The sequence below is a fragment of the Lysinibacillus sp. IITD104 genome (genome assembly GCF_036698265.2).
Lineage (GTDB): Bacteria > Bacillota > Bacilli > Bacillales_A > Planococcaceae > Lysinibacillus > Lysinibacillus boronitolerans.
The window spans coordinates 1,811,065-1,827,641 of the sequence record NZ_JBAHYH020000001.1 but is presented as its reverse complement, the minus strand read 5'-3'; the positions used below and the strand labels follow the sequence as shown (position 1 = coordinate 1,827,641).

At 40.5% G+C, this 16,577-nt stretch carries 15 protein-coding genes and 2 riboswitches; of the genes, 5 read left to right on the top strand and 10 right to left on the bottom strand.

What is annotated here, in order from left to right:
- Positions 1–11: 11 nt before the first annotated feature.
- The 10 genes from V1L66_RS09190 to V1L66_RS09145 are packed head-to-tail and all read right to left on the bottom strand — an operon-like array spanning position 12 to position 9,347.
- Positions 12–1,133: a cobalamin biosynthesis protein gene (locus V1L66_RS09190; protein WP_333005179.1), complete on the bottom strand. Its 1,122-nt coding sequence runs from the start codon at positions 1,131–1,133 to the stop codon at positions 12–14.
- Positions 1,126–1,911 (bottom strand): precorrin-4 C(11)-methyltransferase, encoded by a 786-nt coding sequence (gene cobM, locus V1L66_RS09185; RefSeq protein WP_004231312.1) that lies wholly within the window; start codon positions 1,909–1,911, stop codon positions 1,126–1,128. The genes V1L66_RS09190 and cobM overlap by 8 nt, the downstream gene beginning before the upstream one ends.
- Positions 1,911–2,618 (bottom strand): precorrin-2 C(20)-methyltransferase, encoded by a 708-nt coding sequence (gene cobI / locus V1L66_RS09180; RefSeq protein ID WP_312125362.1) that lies wholly within the window; start codon positions 2,616–2,618, stop codon positions 1,911–1,913. Before cobI ends, cobM begins: the two co-directional genes overlap by 1 nt.
- Positions 2,611–3,831: a bifunctional cobalt-precorrin-7 (C(5))-methyltransferase/cobalt-precorrin-6B (C(15))-methyltransferase gene (locus tag V1L66_RS09175; RefSeq protein ID WP_036077437.1), complete on the bottom strand. Its 1,221-nt coding sequence runs from the start codon at positions 3,829–3,831 to the stop codon at positions 2,611–2,613. Before V1L66_RS09175 ends, cobI begins: the two co-directional genes overlap by 8 nt.
- On the bottom strand, positions 3,788–4,921 hold the full coding sequence (locus tag V1L66_RS09170) for a cobalt-precorrin-5B (C(1))-methyltransferase (protein WP_333005182.1): 1,134 nt from the start codon (positions 4,919–4,921) through the stop codon (positions 3,788–3,790). Before V1L66_RS09170 ends, V1L66_RS09175 begins: the two co-directional genes overlap by 44 nt.
- The gene (locus V1L66_RS09165; protein WP_004231303.1) at positions 4,921–5,580 is read right to left on the bottom strand and encodes a precorrin-8X methylmutase; all 660 of its coding nucleotides are present in this window, start codon (positions 5,578–5,580) and stop codon (positions 4,921–4,923) included. Before V1L66_RS09165 ends, V1L66_RS09170 begins: the two co-directional genes overlap by 1 nt.
- A gap of 12 nt (positions 5,581–5,592) precedes the next feature.
- A complete protein-coding gene (gene cobK / locus V1L66_RS09160) occupies positions 5,593–6,354 on the bottom strand; it encodes a precorrin-6A reductase (RefSeq protein ID WP_333005184.1) in 762 nt (253 codons plus the stop codon).
- Positions 6,351–7,289 carry a sirohydrochlorin chelatase gene (locus V1L66_RS09155; RefSeq protein WP_259419668.1) on the bottom strand — a complete coding sequence of 313 codons (939 nt, stop codon included), beginning with the start codon at positions 7,287–7,289 and terminating at the stop codon, positions 6,351–6,353. Before V1L66_RS09155 ends, cobK begins: the two co-directional genes overlap by 4 nt.
- Before the next feature lie 14 nt (positions 7,290–7,303).
- Positions 7,304–8,971 carry a precorrin-3B C(17)-methyltransferase gene (gene cobJ / locus V1L66_RS09150; RefSeq protein ID WP_281216242.1) on the bottom strand — a complete coding sequence of 556 codons (1,668 nt, stop codon included), beginning with the start codon at positions 8,969–8,971 and terminating at the stop codon, positions 7,304–7,306.
- A gap of 4 nt (positions 8,972–8,975) precedes the next feature.
- The gene (locus V1L66_RS09145) at positions 8,976–9,347 is read right to left on the bottom strand and encodes a ferredoxin (RefSeq protein ID WP_004231296.1); all 372 of its coding nucleotides are present in this window, start codon (positions 9,345–9,347) and stop codon (positions 8,976–8,978) included.
- A gap of 145 nt (positions 9,348–9,492) precedes the next feature.
- Positions 9,493–9,675: riboswitch (cobalamin riboswitch) on the bottom strand.
- A 251-nt stretch (positions 9,676–9,926) separates the two neighbouring features.
- Positions 9,927–10,112, top strand: a riboswitch (cobalamin riboswitch).
- Between the two features lie 148 nt (positions 10,113–10,260).
- Between V1L66_RS09145 and V1L66_RS09140 the strand changes: the two genes are divergently transcribed.
- The 5 genes from V1L66_RS09140 (at position 10,261) to V1L66_RS09120 (ending at position 16,572) form a co-directional block, all read left to right on the top strand.
- Positions 10,261–11,007: an energy-coupling factor ABC transporter permease gene (locus V1L66_RS09140; RefSeq protein WP_048392343.1), complete on the top strand. Its 747-nt coding sequence runs from the start codon at positions 10,261–10,263 to the stop codon at positions 11,005–11,007.
- 3 nt (positions 11,008–11,010) lie between these two features.
- Positions 11,011–11,283, top strand: a complete 273-nt coding sequence (locus V1L66_RS09135; RefSeq protein WP_009370241.1) for an energy-coupling factor ABC transporter substrate-binding protein — start codon at positions 11,011–11,013, stop codon at positions 11,281–11,283.
- Positions 11,284–11,288: 5 nt separating this feature from the next.
- Positions 11,289–12,062 carry a cobalt ECF transporter T component CbiQ gene (cbiQ, locus tag V1L66_RS09130; protein WP_333005189.1) on the top strand — a complete coding sequence of 258 codons (774 nt, stop codon included), beginning with the start codon at positions 11,289–11,291 and terminating at the stop codon, positions 12,060–12,062.
- Complete coding sequence (locus tag V1L66_RS09125) at positions 12,059–12,895, top strand: ATP-binding cassette domain-containing protein (protein WP_333005191.1); 837 nt, start codon at positions 12,059–12,061, stop codon at positions 12,893–12,895. The genes cbiQ and V1L66_RS09125 overlap by 4 nt, the downstream gene beginning before the upstream one ends.
- Positions 12,896–13,074: 179 nt before the next feature.
- On the top strand, positions 13,075–16,572 hold the full coding sequence (locus tag V1L66_RS09120) for a S8 family serine peptidase (RefSeq protein ID WP_333005192.1): 3,498 nt from the start codon (positions 13,075–13,077) through the stop codon (positions 16,570–16,572).
- Positions 16,573–16,577 lie beyond the last annotated feature (5 nt).

Sequence of the window (16,577 nt, the reverse complement as noted above, 5' to 3'; positions counted from 1 at the left end):
GGACTTCCTCCTTAAAATAGGTATCTAGCAACTGAAATCGTAGCATTACCTGATTTTTTCTTCTCTAATAGGAGTGATGGTACCTGTGCATAGCGCATAGCTGCTGGTTCACTCACTCCGTATGCGCCTGTATATTTAAAGACTGTTTCAGAGGGTGATGGAAATTCGATTTCATTTAATTCATCTGGTGTATACGTAACGAACTCCCAATCATATTTCTTCGTAATCTCTAGGAAACATGGCTCATCTTTCTTTAAATCAATCGTGCATAAGGCTTTCACACTTTTTTTCGAAAGCTTTAGCTCTGCCAAGGTTTCATCGATTACTTGTTCAATTTCCTCTAACGATGTACCACGGTTACAGCCCATTCCTAGCACAATGGATTTTGGGCGATAAATAACACCGTTTTCTAGAAGAACCTCTTCTTCAGGTTCAATGATTCGATCTGTTATTAATAATGTGGCATGGGGAGCAGCTTGGATAGCTGCCTGTGTGGATGGATAGATTTTAATTTGCTCTGGCATCGGTGTATCACGCATCCACCAGTCACGTTCACCTGTCTCCTGTACAATGGCTACATGTTCTTCATTTACGACAGATGCACTAACAGGTGTCAATTTATCCGCACTATCCCATACCCAGCCAAAGCGGGCTCCAAATAAATCAACGGGAATCGTCTTTTGCACATCAGAAGCCGTTGTAATAATCGGATTTGCACCAAGTGCAGCTGCCACCTCGTGTGTTAGCTCATTGGCACCACCTAAATGCCCTGATAATACGCTAATAACATTTTCCCCTCGATCATCAATCACCACAACACCTGGGTCTGTCTTTTTATCTTTTAAAATCGGCGCAATCATTCGTACGACTGCCCCTAGTGAAATAATTAAAATCAACCCTTTATATTGCTTAAAGAGTGTTGGCAATAGCAGGCGCACTGAGCCTGTAAATAGTTGAATATGCTTTTCTGCTTCATCGCCTTGTTCAAATTTACTCATATAATATAAATCACTTGCTGCAAAGGTTTGCTGCAGACGACGTCCTATTTGGACACCATGCTTCGTAATGGCTACAACGGCATAAGGATTACGTTGATCAACCTCTGGTAACACACCCTCTTGTAACTCAATCACTTGTCTTCACACCTTTTCTAAAGCCATGTGTAAAGCTTGCATCATATAACTTCGAACGATATTGATCTTTATCATGAATGTTCGGGTCTAATGCCCATCCCGCTAAAATCATCGCATGCTTACGAATACCATTCACACGCATCGCTTCATCTAATTCGATTAAAGTTGTTCGTACGATTTTTTGATCGGGCCATGAAGCACGTTGAATAACTGCTACAGGCGTGTCATCAGCCCAACCAGCACTCTGTAGCTCTTTGACAATTTTCTTCGTCAGCGTTGCACTAAGAAATAAGGCAATTGTACAATGATGGCTCGCTAAATCACGTAGCTTTTCAAATTCTGGTACAGGTGTGCGCCCCTCAGCACGCGTTAAAATAAGGGTTTGTGTTAGATCAGGAATTGTTAGCTCAGCTCCGATTGCAGCGGCCGATGCAAATACAGAGCTAACTCCTGGAATGACTTCATACCCAATGCCTTCCTTTTTTAATAGCGCAACTTGCTCCATAATGGCACCATACATCGCTGGGTCACCTGTATGCATACGTGCCACTGTTTTCCCAGCATTGACTCGGTCCACCATCACGGCAACCATTTCCTCTAAATGCATACCTGCTGTACGAATGACCTCCGCATCAGGTCTAGCTTTCGCAATGAGATCCTCACTCACTAATGAATCTGTATACATGACAACGTCCGCTGTTTGTAACATATGTAAACCTTTGACTGTAATTAAATCTGGATCACCAGGACCAGCGCCGACAATATAGATTTTCTTCATTATTTACGCACCACCATTAATGTTAAATATTCTAAATCGACACCATCCAACTCACGCACATCCCAAATGATTTCTTCATCAGATGTTACCTTTGTTACTACGGATGCTTTATCTAATAAATCTAAACCGCGTAGCACTTCAAGCATTAAATCAATCACTTTCGCCACTTTAATAAAAACAACAGCATCATGTGTTTCAATCGCTTCACGCATAGCTTCGTAATTGTCATACGCAGGAATAATCGCAACACGATCATCACCATCCGCTAACGCAATGCCTAAGCGTGATGCAGAGCCATTAAACGAAGAAATTCCTGGTACCGTTCGAATTTCGACATCTGGATGCTTGTCCTGCATTAGCTTCATCATATGAATAAACGTACTATACAATAATGGATCGCCCTCTGTGACAAAGGCTACATCTTTCCCCTCTTGTAATTTTTCGTAGACAAGTTCTACTGATTTTGTCCATTCACGTTCTAGAACAGCCTCATCTTTCGTCATGGGGAATACAAGACCAAGCATATCTTTTTCTTCTGGATTAATATACACATCTACAATACGATGGGCATAGCTTTTACTGCCTTTTAGCTTTTTTGGATAGGCAATAACAGGTGACTCCTGAATCACACGGAACGCCTTTACTGTAATTAATTCTGGATCGCCAGGACCAACGCCCAAGCCATATAAAATTCCTAGATTACTCATAATTTTCTTCCTTTCGATAAGCGGAAATAATGTATATTGGATTTAATGGCACAAAGCGTGTCATGTCTAAAATAGGCTTGCTACGTGCAAGCTGTGCCTGCAAAATATCAACAGCAAAACCACAAGCTTTAAATGCCTCAACGGCTTTATATAAATTTTCAATAGTCGCTGCATTTAAGACAATGCGCCCATTTTGCTTTAAACGCTGACAGCATAATTGCAGTAACTCAACCATTTCACCACCAGTGCCACCGATGAAAATGGCATCAGGGTCTGGAAAGCTGTCTAAGCCCTCTGGTGCTTTACTATGAATAGCTGTCATATCAACTCGGAATTTTTGTTGATTCTGGAGACAGTTTTCTAAATCTGGTGCATTTTTTTCTACAGCAAATACTTGTCCTTCTGGCGCAAGCTTACCTGCCTCAATGGCCATGGATCCCGTACATGTGCCAATATCCCAAATAATGCTATCCTGTTGTAGCTGCATGGCTTGCAAACTTAAAACTCGAATTTCTTTCTTTGTAATAAGTCCTTTATCTGGCTTTCGTTGTGAAAATTCTTCATCATCAATCCCGAGTGTGTAGCGTTTCGGTGCTATTGTTTGTTTTAAAATCACGACATTTAAAGGAGAAAAATGAGTAACTTCCATTTCATCGAGCGAGTACCAGCCACTTTTTTCGTTTTCGCCCTGTAAATTTTCGGCTACAAACGCACGATATTCCGTCATACCAAAATGCTTTAAATATTGAGCGAGAGCATTCGGACTATTCTCTGCATCTGTTAAAAGTGCTACTTTCTTTTTGCCATCAATTCGCTGTGCCAGGCCCTTCATTGGTCGTCCATGAATACTCGTTACGTAAGCATCCTGCCAGCTCTCTCCCATTTTCGCAAAGGCAAGCTGGACAGAGCTCATATATGGATAAACCTCTATTTGTAGCTTTTTTGCTAAATAGCCTCCGATGCCATAAAATAATGGATCTCCAGATGCAAGAATCACGGTATTTCTTGTTTCTTCAGACAATCTTTCAACAAGTGTTGAAAGACCTCCTTTTATCAGGATTTTTTCACCTCTAAAGTCTGGGAAAAAATCAAGTACTCGCTCACCACCAACAAGTACCTCACAGTCCTCAATCCACTGAAGGTATTGGGGTAATAAGCTTGCTAATCCGTTATCCCCGATCCCAATCAACTTCATCGATCGATGCAATGTCATCAGCCCTTCCTAATAATTGTCCCTGCATCGAATAGATCGATGTGGAAAGCGTTAAACCGCCCTTAATATGATGGATAGAGGAATAGCAGCAGGCCTCACATAAACGATGGAAGAACGCATCATAGCCCTTCTCCATCATCATCTCACCTACTTGTGAAGCTGTATTTGCCTCCAGAACTTGTGCTATCGTTTCTTCATCTGCCCCTATATCCTCTGCCAATTGTGCTAAAAAATTAAAATCGATCGGTGCACTTTTGGAATGCACCATCATGACTCCTTGTGCGACTTTAGAAAATTTCCCCATCATCCCAACGAGTGAAACTTGCTTGATGCCTAGACGCTTACAATGCTTTAATGTAAAACCTACAAAGTCACCCATTTCAATAAATGCTTCTTCTGCTAGATGTGGGTATTGTTTCATCGCAAACTTCTCACTTCGTCCACCTGTTGTCACCACTAAATGCTCACAGCCAGCCTCTTTCGCTACACTGATGGCTTGGACAATACTAGCCATATAAGCAGAACTCGAAAAAGGCACGACGGTTCCCCTAGTGCCTAAGATTGAGATGCCCCCAAGTATACCGAGTCGTCCATTTAACGTTTTTTTAGCAATCTCCTCGCCCTTAGGGACAGAAATCACTACATTCACGCCTCGTGTAATGTGAAATTCGTCCAACACACCTTGGACCGTGCTATAAATCATTTTACGGGGTACAGGATTAATGGCTGCTTCTCCGACAGGCACTGGCAAGCCAGGCTTTGTGACACGCCCGACGCCAATACCTCCATCTAAATGAATCCCAGGTGTATCTGCCCAGCTCACTGTGCCAACGATGAGTGCCTGATGGGTCGCATCAGGATCATCACCAGCATCTTTAATCGTTTCACAGCTGACAGCATTTTCTTCAAATATGCATTTTTCAATTGTAAAGGTTGCATCTCGACCAATAGGTAAATGAATCGTGCTTGTCTCTTGCTCCTCCTTGGTAATAAGGGCAAGCAGTGCAGCCTTTGATACAGCAGTTGCACAGGCTCCCGTCGTATAACCGTGACGCATGTCCTTGGGGTCCTTTTTTGGCTTCCGCTCCATTATTTTTTCGCCTGTTCGTCCGCTAAAAGTGAGATGGCATTTAAAGCAGCAACCGTCACTGTACTACCGCCTTTACGACCAACATTTGTAATGTACGGAATCCCTTCTAGTTTAAGCAGCTCTTCTTTTGACTCAGCTGCTGACACAAAACCAACAGGCATACCGATAATTAAATCTGGTTTTGCTAGCCCTTCTTTAATTAAACGAATCAATTCCAGTAATGCGGTTGGTGCATTACCAATGGCATAAATACCACCTTCATGTAATTTTGAAGCCTTTTGCATCGAAATGATGGCACGTGTTGTATTTTGTTTTTTCGCTTCTATTGATACATCTTCATCCGCAATATAGCAATGCAAATCGCCACCATGTTTTTGGAAACGCTTTTTACCAGAGCCACTTTCAATCATTTGCACATCTGCAATGACATGACGTCCAGCAAGAATAGACTTGATACCCGCTTCAATAGCACCTGGTGTAATGATGACACTACGGCCTAGCTCGAAATCAGCGGATGCATGGATAATGCGACGTACAACTTTCCATTCATCTTCTGAGAAGTCATGCTCGCCCATTTCCTCTGCAATTATCGAGAAACTGTAATCGTAAATTTTATCTGGGTCCACCGTTAATGGTTTGAAATCTGTTTTAAAATCCATGGAAAATGCCTCCTAAATTGTATGTTCAACAGCCTGTAATACTTCTTCAAATGTTGAATATTGTTGGCCGTATTGAATATTTGGTCGTGCAATAAGAATCGTTTCGATCTGGCATGCAAGGGCTGCCTCTAGCTTCTCATCAACTGAGCCAACTTTACCGCTTTCTTTGGTAATCATCAACGTCACTCCGTATTGACGAAATAGAGCTTCATTTAATTCCTTTGAAAACGGACCTTGAATGGCCACAATATCTCGCTGTGCCACGCCGAGCGCCTCACATTTTTCCATATTGTCCAGTCGTGGAAGCATACGAGCAATTACTCTCGTATTTTCTAAGCCGTGTAAAACCTTCGTAAATGTAGCGAGTGTTTTACTTCCTGTCGTTAGCATAATGACACCGCGTTTTTCTGCAGCTAGCTGAGCTGCCTCCTCATAATCCTTTACAACAGTAATTAAAGGATGGGCATAATGCTCATGAGCTCGCTCATAGCGAATATATGGAATCTGTGCCTGCTCTGCCGCTGCCATCGCATTTTTAGAGGCCTCTTCCGCAAATGGATGAGAGGCATCTACCACCAATTGATAGCCCTGCTCTGTCATGATGGTCGCCATTTCCTCAGCTGTCAGTCGACCGATTAAATGTGGCAGACCAACGTCAGCAAGACTAGAGGCTGCCGATTCAGTGACGACCGTAGCGGTTACCGCATAACCTGCGCTTTGTAATGCAAGGGCTAGATCCCTTGCATCACTTGTCCCTGCTAACATGAAAATCATTTTACCGGCTCCTCTTCATGATGATGGTCATGATGGTGATGGTCATGATGGTCATGATGGTGATGGTCGTGATGATGATGATGCGCATGTCCATGATCGTGATCATGATGGTGATGGTGATGTGCATGTCCATGTACTGCCGCATAGGCGCGATAATCTTCTAGATCTTGCATACCTGTTGATGTACCGTTGATTGCCTGTTCAATACGCTCTAATAAAACATTTTGTAACCGTTCATGGTAGCCAAAATAGTTAGCAATTTGAATATCACAATCTGGATAAAGTTCATTAAACTTCTCACACATGCCATGCATGCGTTCCATCAAAATGCCTGTGAATAAAAAGTATGGTAACATGATGATTTTTTTTGCACCTAGTTTGACACAACGTTCAATTCCTTCTTCAACTCGTGGATCTGTGACACCCATAAAAGCACTTTCTACGTATTTCACAGGTAGTTTTTCCCATAAAAGTCGCGTGATTTTATAAAAATCACCATTAGCAGATGGATCACTGCCACCTCGTGCAATCAATAAAATCGCTGTGTCTTCCTGCTCTTGTTCTGAATTAAAGCCAATTTCAGCTAGGCGATCTTGTAAAATGGCAAAGATTTCATCATGGATACCAATTGTTTGACCATATGTGAAGGTAATCGTTGGATAATGCTCACGTGCATGCTCGATTTCCGCTGGAATATGCAGCTTTGAATGGCCTGCATGCAGTAAAATGATTGGAATTACATGTACCTCTGTAGCTCCCTTTTTCACACAGTTTGTAATACCTTCTTCGATGTTAGGTGAAGCAAATTCAAGGAAACAAGTTTCCACTAAAAATTGTTCATCAATACGCGGTGTCATTTGTTCGATAAATGTACGAACCTCATCATTTCCTGCTGCTAAACGGCTCCCATGGCCGACAAATAAAATAGCTTTCATCTCTCTACTCCTTACTAGTCGCCGCACGGAGCTGGCTCTACTTTTATTTTGGAAGACATATCTTGATACGTAAAATGCAGTATTTTTTTCACACGTTTAAAATATTTAAATAAGCGTTCATTTGGATGAGCATTTGCTTTATATTCTTCAATAATATCTGTAATGAGTGGAATCAGCTGCTCAGGCTCCAGCCCTTCTACAACAGGCTGTGCTGCGTGTGCTGTACGACCGACTGGTTTTGCTCCAATAAAGACATCAAATTTACTTTTGCGGTAGACGATGCCAATATCATCAAATACAGCCCGATAACAGGCCATCCCACAGCCATTAAAGCCAATATTTAATGTCTTCGGTAAGGACATACCGCCTAGTTTTTCTTGTATTTCCTCTGCATATGGTATTGAATCAGCCTTTTCACCGTAGCAAAAATCACAAGCCTTCAGTGATAACACATCACCAATCGGGGCTAATAAAAACCCTACTTCCTGTAATTTCTCTGTGATCTGTTCAGGGGCAGTCGTTGGTATTTTCAAATGAATTTGATGATCTGGTGTGTATTCCATCGTCCCCTCATCCCCAACGACCTCCGCTAACATCATCATTTGCTGGGGAGTAAAAAACTTATTGGCTACACCAGGACTTACTGCTAATTCAAAAATAGATTCTATTTTTTGCTGTACAAGCTTCGGTGTTACTTTGACTGCGCTTGTCCCTTTTACCATTGCAAGTGCCGCTGTAGCCATTTCAAGAGCTGTTTTTTTCGGCTTTGGCGTAGCGGCTATACTGGGTTTATTAAAGCGCCCTGCATTAGGGTCAGCCGTAAAGTCATTTCGCGCTGTTCCTGTCTCTTGGTTCATTGCCCAAGGTTCATTTTCTTCGCGTAAACGTTGATGTGGACGTAATGGCTGTTTCTCTTCACCCAGGGTATATTTACGTTGGTAACCGCGGGGCGTAATCATCTTATTGTCATAGAAAAATGTTGACGAATTCCCGATAATGACAGTTGTCAACATACCAATATCATGTTCTAGCATTTCTGCTAGTGTTGTCATGGTCACTTCTTGACGTTCTCGATAGGCACTTTTCACAAGCCCAACTGGTGTGTCTGGCGAACGATATTCTAAGAGTATTCGTTGAGCCTCGACAATTTGTCTTGTTCGACGTCCACTTTTAGGATTGTATAAAGCAATGACAAAGTCCGCCATTGCAGCTGCCTCGACACGCTTTGCAATTAAATTCCAAGGTGTTAGATGGTCACTCAAACTGATTGTACAAGCATCATGCATAATAGGTGCACCAAGTATGCTAGCGCATGAATTAATCGCAGAAATCCCAGGAACAATTTCAACTTCAATTCCTGTTGCTTCTGTCCAGCCTAGCTCAATTAACACCTCATAGACTAATCCTGCCATGCCATAGACGCCTGCATCACCACTCGAAATTACTGAGACGATGCTCCCTGCTTCGGCTTGACGAACGGCTTCCTGTGCACGCGACACTTCTTCTGTCATGCCTGTACTAACAATCGATTTTGCACTTACTAAATCTTGAATCAGCTCTACATAGGTTTTATAGCCTATAATCATATCACTTTGTTGTAAAGCCTCTACTGCACGTGTCGTAATATGCTTAAAATCTCCAGGTCCAAAGCCTACTACGAAAATTTTTCCTTTTTGCGCCATGTTGTTACCCCTCTTTCACCTTTTCGATCCCTTTAATGGCAGTTGTTTGAGCAGTACGCTGTAATGTACCTTCACGAAGTGTAAAGACATGTTCGTTGTATAAGGATTCATGATGTAAATCTTGTACTAGTGTTCTAGCATGCTCTGTTGATGGCACACGATACCAGTTTCCTTGAGGATAAGCGATTACCACACAAGCATCCTTGCAGCGTCCATTACAGCGCGTTCTTGTCGTATGTATTTCCTGATCGAGTGCTTGCCGCTGTATCTCATCTCGAATGGCTAAGGTAATTTCCTCCCCATCCTTTTTCATGCAGCTACTGCCATTGCAAATAAAGAGATGTGTTTTCATCCCCTCTAAATTCCAAGTTGTCATCTTCTGTCTCCCCTCATTTGCTTTTTGGAAAAAGAAAAACCTTTACTCTATAACGAAGAGTAAAGGTTTTGTAGAAGCCAAATAAAAACGAATAGAATGAAATACAGGTACCCGCTTTCGCTTCAACTTCTCCCTCCGAAAAGTTTGCATGCACAATCAAATAAGCAGGTTTCCTGACTTAAGCTTCATTTTACTGTCGCACCTTCCCAAGTTTGCACCAGTGGCTTTGCGATTTCATCAGCTATTACAGTAGCGGGGGCTGTATTGGATTTTCACCAATTTCCCTATTATCTCGAGCTATTCGAGCACTTATTGACGTTTTATATGAAATTTTTATTAGAATTTTAAATAGAAAACTGTCTTTATCATATCTTATTATTTTAAAATTTCAATATTTCTTTAAAAATTTATGACAAATTTATCAATTTTGAATGGAACTAGGTATGAAATTTATACAATCTATATAATTTGCGCACAAAATTTTATCAGAATATTCACCGTTGACCTTTAATTTAAAAAATTTCATAAAAGGTATAGCATATTTATGGAAATTCATGTTACACTTTGTCGTGAAATCTCACAATTTGAATGTTTTTCGGTGCAAAGTGCTTGTCATTTTGCTTAAAAGGGAAGCCGGTTTGAGTCCGGCGCGGTCCCGCCACTGTAATAGGGAGCTTTATAGAATATGTCACTGTCCAACGGATGGGAAGACCTATAAAGCATTGAACTAGAGCCAGGAGACCTGCCGAAAAATAAGTGATCGTTTCAACCTACGAGGATAGGTGTGCGGCTTAGCAGATGAGACTGTTATTTGCTTTTTTAGCTATGCACTTTTCCACCTAAGGAGAAGTGCTTTTTTTAATTACGCACGCAATATTCTAAAAATCTATTAATTAGTTAGGAGGAAAGCTTTTTGAAATTATCATGGTGGAAACTTAGTTATTTTTTACTGGCCTTTTTAATCGTGCCAAAACGTGCCTTTGCCATGCATATCATGGAAGGTTTTTTACCAATCGAATGGGCTATTTTTTGGTGGGTGATCTCTATCCCATTTATCATTCTAGGATTGCGTTCTATTCGAAAAACCATTGATGAAAATCCTGAAACAAAAATGCTTTTGGGGCTTTCAGGAGCCTTTGCCTTTGTGCTATCCGCCCTAAAAATCCCTTCAGTTACAGGTAGTTGCTCTCACCCAACTGGTGTAGGACTTGGGACAGTACTCTTTGGCCCTCTAGCAATGAGTGTAATTGGAACAATCGTTTTATTATTTCAATCTTTATTATTAGCTCATGGAGGAATTACAACTTTAGGGGCTAATGCCTTTTCTATGGCTATTGTTGGTCCTTTTATTGCTTACTTTGTCTTTAAAGGGGCTCAAAAAGTAGGGTTGTCATTTTCACTAGCCATATTCTTTGCAGCTATGCTTGGTGATTTAGGTACATACATTGTGACTTCTGTACAACTAGCACTAGCCTTTCCTTCAGAGGTTGGAGGCTTTATGGCATCCTTTACAAAGTTTGCAGGTATTTTTGCCTTAACTCAAATTCCTTTAGCAGTGAGTGAAGGAATTTTAACGGTCATTGTGATGAATTTCTTGAAAAAATACAATGTTAGCGAATTAAAAACGTTACGTGTTTTCTCAACAAAGGAGGCACATTAACAAATGAAGAAAAATTTATTGTTATTAGCAATTGTTGTGTTGTTAGCCATCATTCCCTTATTCATACAAAAAGGTGCTGAATTTGGTGGTGCTGATGGAGAAGCAGAAGCAGCTATTGGTGAAATTAATGCGGAATATGAACCATGGTTTGAAAGTCTATGGGAGCCACCAAGTGGTGAAATCGAAAGCTTATTATTCGTGCTACAGGCAGCTATAGGAGCTGGCTTTATTGGCTACTTCATCGGCTATATGCGTGGCAAACACAAAGAAGGTTAACCATTATGTTACTCATTGATAAGTATGCCTATCTGAATAAGCTAGCGTCCGTTCATCCGCTAGAAAAAATGATATTTTCACTTGGACTACTTCTCATAACGCTCATCATGAGAGATGAACGACTTTCACTCATTACATTTTTTGTAATGAGTGCTTTTATCATTTTAGGTGCAAAAATTCCGCTTGCATACTACGGCAAATTATTATTGCTACCTAGCTTTTTCTTATTAACAAGTCTCGTATCTATTTTACTTTCCTTTACATCATCAACGAATACACTCCCTGCCCATATTTGGTCGTTTACATTTAGGAATTGGACTGTCTTTATTGGGAATGCAAGTGTGTTAGCAGCGCAACAGCTGTTCTTTATTGTCCTTGGCAGCATTAGTTGTTTATACTTTTTAATTCTAACCACTTCCGTACAAGGAATATGTTATGTGCTACGACAATGGCGACTCCCCTCTTTATTAGTGGAGCTCGTCGAACTAACCTATCGTTTTATTTTTATGTTTTTAGAAAGTATGCAAAATATACATCTCGCCCAGCAAGCACGTCTTGGCTATCATTCACCGATGCAATGGCTACGCTCTGTCTCCATGCTTATTGTGGCATTATTTGTGGAAATGTTTCAGCGTAGCCGAGAGCTCAACAATGCCATGCAATCACGTGGAGGCGATGCAGTCTACTGGCAAGAGATGGGCTCTTATAGCAAGAAAAATTGGCTAGGCATGGCAGCTATTTTACTAGTCCTCATCGTATATGGAGGGTATTTTACATGACAGCATTTTATTTTGAACTCAACCAATTATCTTATGCCTATGCGGATGGTACGAAGGCGTTGTCAGATATTACATTAGACATTCCAAAAGGTAAAAAAATCGCCATACTCGGACATAATGGCGCAGGAAAATCGACTTTATTTCAGCATCTTAACGGTATTTTAAAACCTACAGCTGGAACGATTGTATTCGAAGGCAACGATCTGGAATATAGTCGAAAAGCTTTAAAGGCCCTACGCCAAAAAGTCGGCATTGTTTTTCAGAATGCAGATCATCAGCTTTTTTCAGGGACCGTCAAGCAAGATATAGCATTTGGCCCATTGAATCTCGGCTGGTCTACTGAAAAAACGGAAGAAAAAATAGCATGGGCCGTTGCGCAAACCGAAGTGAAAGATTTGCTTGATAAACCTATTCATTTTTTAAGCGTAGGTCAGAAAAAACGTGTAGCAATGGCAGGTGTTTTAGCGATGGAGCCCTCTGTCCTTTTGTTAGATGAACCAACAGCAGGTCTTGATAATTATTATGCTACACAAGTATTACAATACTTAGCCAAATTAGATGATGGTGAGAGAACCATTTTACTAGCAACCCATGACATACCTCTCGCCTATGAATGGGCAGATCTAATCATTGTTATGGAGGCTGGAAAAATTATTTATAACGGTGATCCAATCACCTTGTTTTATGAAGACGAATTGTTACATCGCGCGCATCTTGAACGTCCATGGATTTTTGAAATGGTCATAGCTTTGCAAAAAAAGAAGCTATTGCAGGAAAATATCAACATCCCTCGTTCCAAGCAGGAGCTACAACAATTAATAGAACAGATCTAAAGCTTTTAACAATGCTAGGTATACGAAAAACAAGCAGTATTTAGCTGTTCGTTTTTTCGTTATATCTACCAAAAATTAAAATAGCAAAGAAAAATTTTCCTCCATTACGAAACTTTTCTAATCTTTGTCCGTATTAATATAGTCGAGATTTAATTTATAACACCAAGGAGAGATAACAATTGAAAAGTTGGTATAAAAAATCAGTCGCTGTTGTAGCATCTGCTGCACTCATGGTTCCTGCTGCTTCTGCCTTTGCTGAGGCACCTCAGCATAAAGCGAAAAACATGCTGGCAAACAGTGCGAAACAAACAGAGAAGAATGAAGAAAAATGGATGAGTAAGGATACAATTGTTATCAAGCATTCAGGTCTTGATAAAAACGTACATAAAAAAATTGGCTCCAAGGTCATCCGCTCCATTCCTTCATTAGGGTATGATGTTGTACAACTAAATAAAGGCGTATCGATCGAAAAAGCCGTCTCTTACTATTTAAAGCAAAACGGAATATCAAGTGTATCTCCTAGTTACATCTATCATTCTTTTAATAAAGAAGCTGATCCTAAAAAACAAGAGATGTATCATTTAAACTTACTGCAAATGGATAAGGCACTAGAATTAGCAGGCAACCATGATGTCACAGTTGCTGTCATTGATTCTGGTGTAGATTTTAAACACCCCGATCTAAAGTCACAAGTACTCCCACCCTATAATGCAGCAGCACCTGCTAATACTACCTATTCAGGCGATCACGGAACACATGTGGCAGGTATTATCACCGCAGCAAAAGATAATGGCGTAGGTGGGCATGGGATTAATCCGAATGCAAAGTTACTGCCAATTGATGTATTTAACGGCAAAGAAGGTGCTAATGATTTCATCATTGCACAGGGTATTCTTTATGCAATTGAGCAGGGCGTTGACGTCATTAATATGAGTCTAGGAGGCTATGGTGAATCTCCCCTGATGAAGGAAGCCGTTCAGAAGGCGATTGATAGTGGGATTACAATTGTGGCGGCCGCAGGAAATGAATCGACAGATGAATATTCCTTCCCTGCTTCTTTCGAAGGTGTCATTAGTGTTGGTTCAACAAACGAACGCAACAAACTATCAAGCTACTCCAATTACGGACCATCTGTGGATATTGTTGCACCAGGTGAAGACATTTATAGTACCGTTCATGATGCGAAGAAAGGATCATCTTTTGTCAAGTTTAGTGGAACATCCATGGCCTCTCCTGTCGTGGCAGGTATCGCCTCTCTTCTTAAATCCAAAGACCCATCTTTAAAACCGCATCAAATAGAAGCGATTTTAGAAATGACCGCACAAGATTTGGGCGAGAAAGGCTATGATCTTACTTATGGTCACGGATTAGTTGATCCTGTAAAAGCATTACAATTTGATTTAAATAAATTGCCTAAGCATTATTCAGAGACAAAGGAAGATCGTATTAAGAACGCCAAGATCCTTGCTAAAAATAAGCTAAATACAGAACAGGGTGCTTTTGAACAGCAAGACGAAAAGAAATGGTATAAAGTCGATTTAGAAGAAAATGAATATGCTCAATTAACATTAAAAGGCGCTGACAAATACGACTATGCCTTTGATTTATATTTCTACCCAAATAGCGGGATTGGAGATGTAGAGCCTATCCATGTCAATGATGTTCGCGTAGGAAAAAAAGAAGGTTATCTATTTAAAGCAGATCAAAAGGGAACGCTTGTTATTGGTGTCAAAGATCATAATGGAAGCTATAGTTTAAAAGGCAAATCTACTTACATTTTTACAGCACAAACGACGAAGGACTTGCCAATTGATACAATAGACAAGTCTACGATGGAGCCTATTAAAAAGTTCCCATATAGTACAGCAGGTAAAAACTATACATTACTGTCAAAAGATCAACAACAAGATCAAGATTACTTCACGTTCTCTGTCAAAAAACCGACGACGTTACAATTTGATCTATCGGGAATTCCTGGTGTCACTGCCTCTATGGAGCTTTATCTAAAAGATGACTTTAATCCTGTGCCACCAGAAGAAATCGATCAAGCTGAAAATGATGAAGGTGAAGAAGAAGCCTATCCAATGCAGACCGCTTATGGTACAGCAAAAGGTGAACCGGTTCGTATGATTATCGACGCTGTTCCAGATCAAGAGTACGTTTTAAGTGTATCTAATGAAAGTAATAGCGAGTTTTCTATGGAGATGTTCTTTAGTGGCGGCATCGAAAAAGAAGAAACGATCAGTGAATCGATGATCCCTTACACATTAAAAGGTGAAGTAGTTTCCCTCCCACCTGATGAGGATGGTCTACCTGTAGATGAAGCCATGATCGAAGAAAATGTTCCAGAGAGCCCATTACCGCTTATAGAAAACAACATAAAAAAACGTAATGAAATTGACAGCCTGATGAGTATGTTATTGAATCCTACGGCTTCAGGCAATCTAGAAAATGTTGACCCTATCATTAAGCAAGCAATCCGCTTTGAAATAGGTGACGATCAAAAAGCTTATTTCCAAACAGATTATGATGAGGATTATTTCTTATTTAAAGCGAAGGAAGACGCCCTTTATAGCTTCAGCTTTTTGAAAGGCATGAACCAAATGCCGACAGGTACAGTGTTTGAATATGATGAAGAAACAAAAGAATTAATTCCCGTTTCTTCCTTAACTAATGACCTTGGTATACTGGCACTACTACTTGGTTCAGCTGGTAACGAAGACGATGCAAAGGTCATACCATTGAAAAAGGACAAAACATACGTGGTAGCCGTTGTCAATGCTGGAGAACGATCTGCTGAGCCTTATACATTGAAAACAAAGAAAATAGGCGATATTCCAGCAGAGTACAATCCAAACAATCATGAGGAAGCAAAAGCGCTAAAAATTCAACCAGGTACTACTTATAGAGACCACCTGATTTATCAAGATGATGTAGATTATTACTACTATAAGCAACAAGGCAATGATGAGGTCATGAGTCTGCTTCTTTCTTCAGTTCCTTTTACTAATGAACAATTGGCTCAGCTACCTAAAGAACTGCAAAAAGACTTGAAATTTGCAGGAGCTATTATCGAAGATACGAACGGCAATATGAAGATTGATGCCAAAGAAATGGAGACAGAAATTCCATTTGGCTTAGGTGATAATATTCTTGAAATGTTACTTGGAATGATGGGTACAAACGATGTAAATACATCGTTTAAGGCGAAGAAGGATCGAGGCTATTTTATTCTAGTCAACAGCATGGGGCTTGGCCAAGTATCGATTCAGCCTTATACATTAACATTGTTTGATCATAAGCATGTGGATGAAGATGCGGATTCAAAATTAGTAAATGGAGTACCTAGCAAGCCATCTGTTCTTGTGAAAAAGGATGAGAAATGGGTTGCAACGCAATATTTAAATGCAGGTATACCATTTGGTGATAAAGACTATTTTGAATGGAATAACGATCAGAAACGCGAAGTCTTCTTCTCACTCCAAACAGAAAAAGCGTTGGATGGTGTTATTCGAGTGTTAGATGCAAACGGAAAAACCGTCAAAACATTCGATCTTTACGGTGTTGGTGATGCCGAGGTTGGTACGGTGGAGCTGGATGCAGGCAAATACTATATTGAAGTAAGTGAGTTTGATGGCAAAGCTAGCACACAACCCTATACGCTTGAAATAAAATAGTTAGA

Coding starts and splice junctions, on each gene's coding strand:
- cobM (WP_004231312.1), bottom strand. CDS start 1,911: ATGAAGAAAATCTATATTGTCGGCGCTGGTCCTGGTGATCCAGATTTA.
- cobI (WP_312125362.1), bottom strand. CDS start 2,618: ATGAGTAATCTAGGAATTTTATATGGCTTGGGCGTTGGTCCTGGCGAT.
- V1L66_RS09175 (WP_036077437.1), bottom strand. CDS start 3,831: ATGACATTGCATCGATCGATGAAGTTGATTGGGATCGGGGATAACGGA.
- V1L66_RS09170 (WP_333005182.1), bottom strand. CDS start 4,921: ATGGAGCGGAAGCCAAAAAAGGACCCCAAGGACATGCGTCACGGTTAT.
- V1L66_RS09165 (WP_004231303.1), bottom strand. CDS start 5,580: ATGGATTTTAAAACAGATTTCAAACCATTAACGGTGGACCCAGATAAA.
- cobK (WP_333005184.1), bottom strand. CDS start 6,354: ATGATTTTCATGTTAGCAGGGACAAGTGATGCAAGGGATCTAGCCCTT.
- V1L66_RS09155 (WP_259419668.1), bottom strand. CDS start 7,289: ATGAAAGCTATTTTATTTGTCGGCCATGGGAGCCGTTTAGCAGCAGGA.
- cobJ (WP_281216242.1), bottom strand. CDS start 8,971: ATGGCGCAAAAAGGAAAAATTTTCGTAGTAGGCTTTGGACCTGGAGAT.
- V1L66_RS09145 (WP_004231296.1), bottom strand. CDS start 9,347: ATGACAACTTGGAATTTAGAGGGGATGAAAACACATCTCTTTATTTGC.
- V1L66_RS09135 (WP_009370241.1), top strand. CDS start 11,011: ATGAAGAAAAATTTATTGTTATTAGCAATTGTTGTGTTGTTAGCCATC.
- cbiQ (WP_333005189.1), top strand. CDS start 11,289: ATGTTACTCATTGATAAGTATGCCTATCTGAATAAGCTAGCGTCCGTT.
- V1L66_RS09125 (WP_333005191.1), top strand. CDS start 12,059: ATGACAGCATTTTATTTTGAACTCAACCAATTATCTTATGCCTATGCG.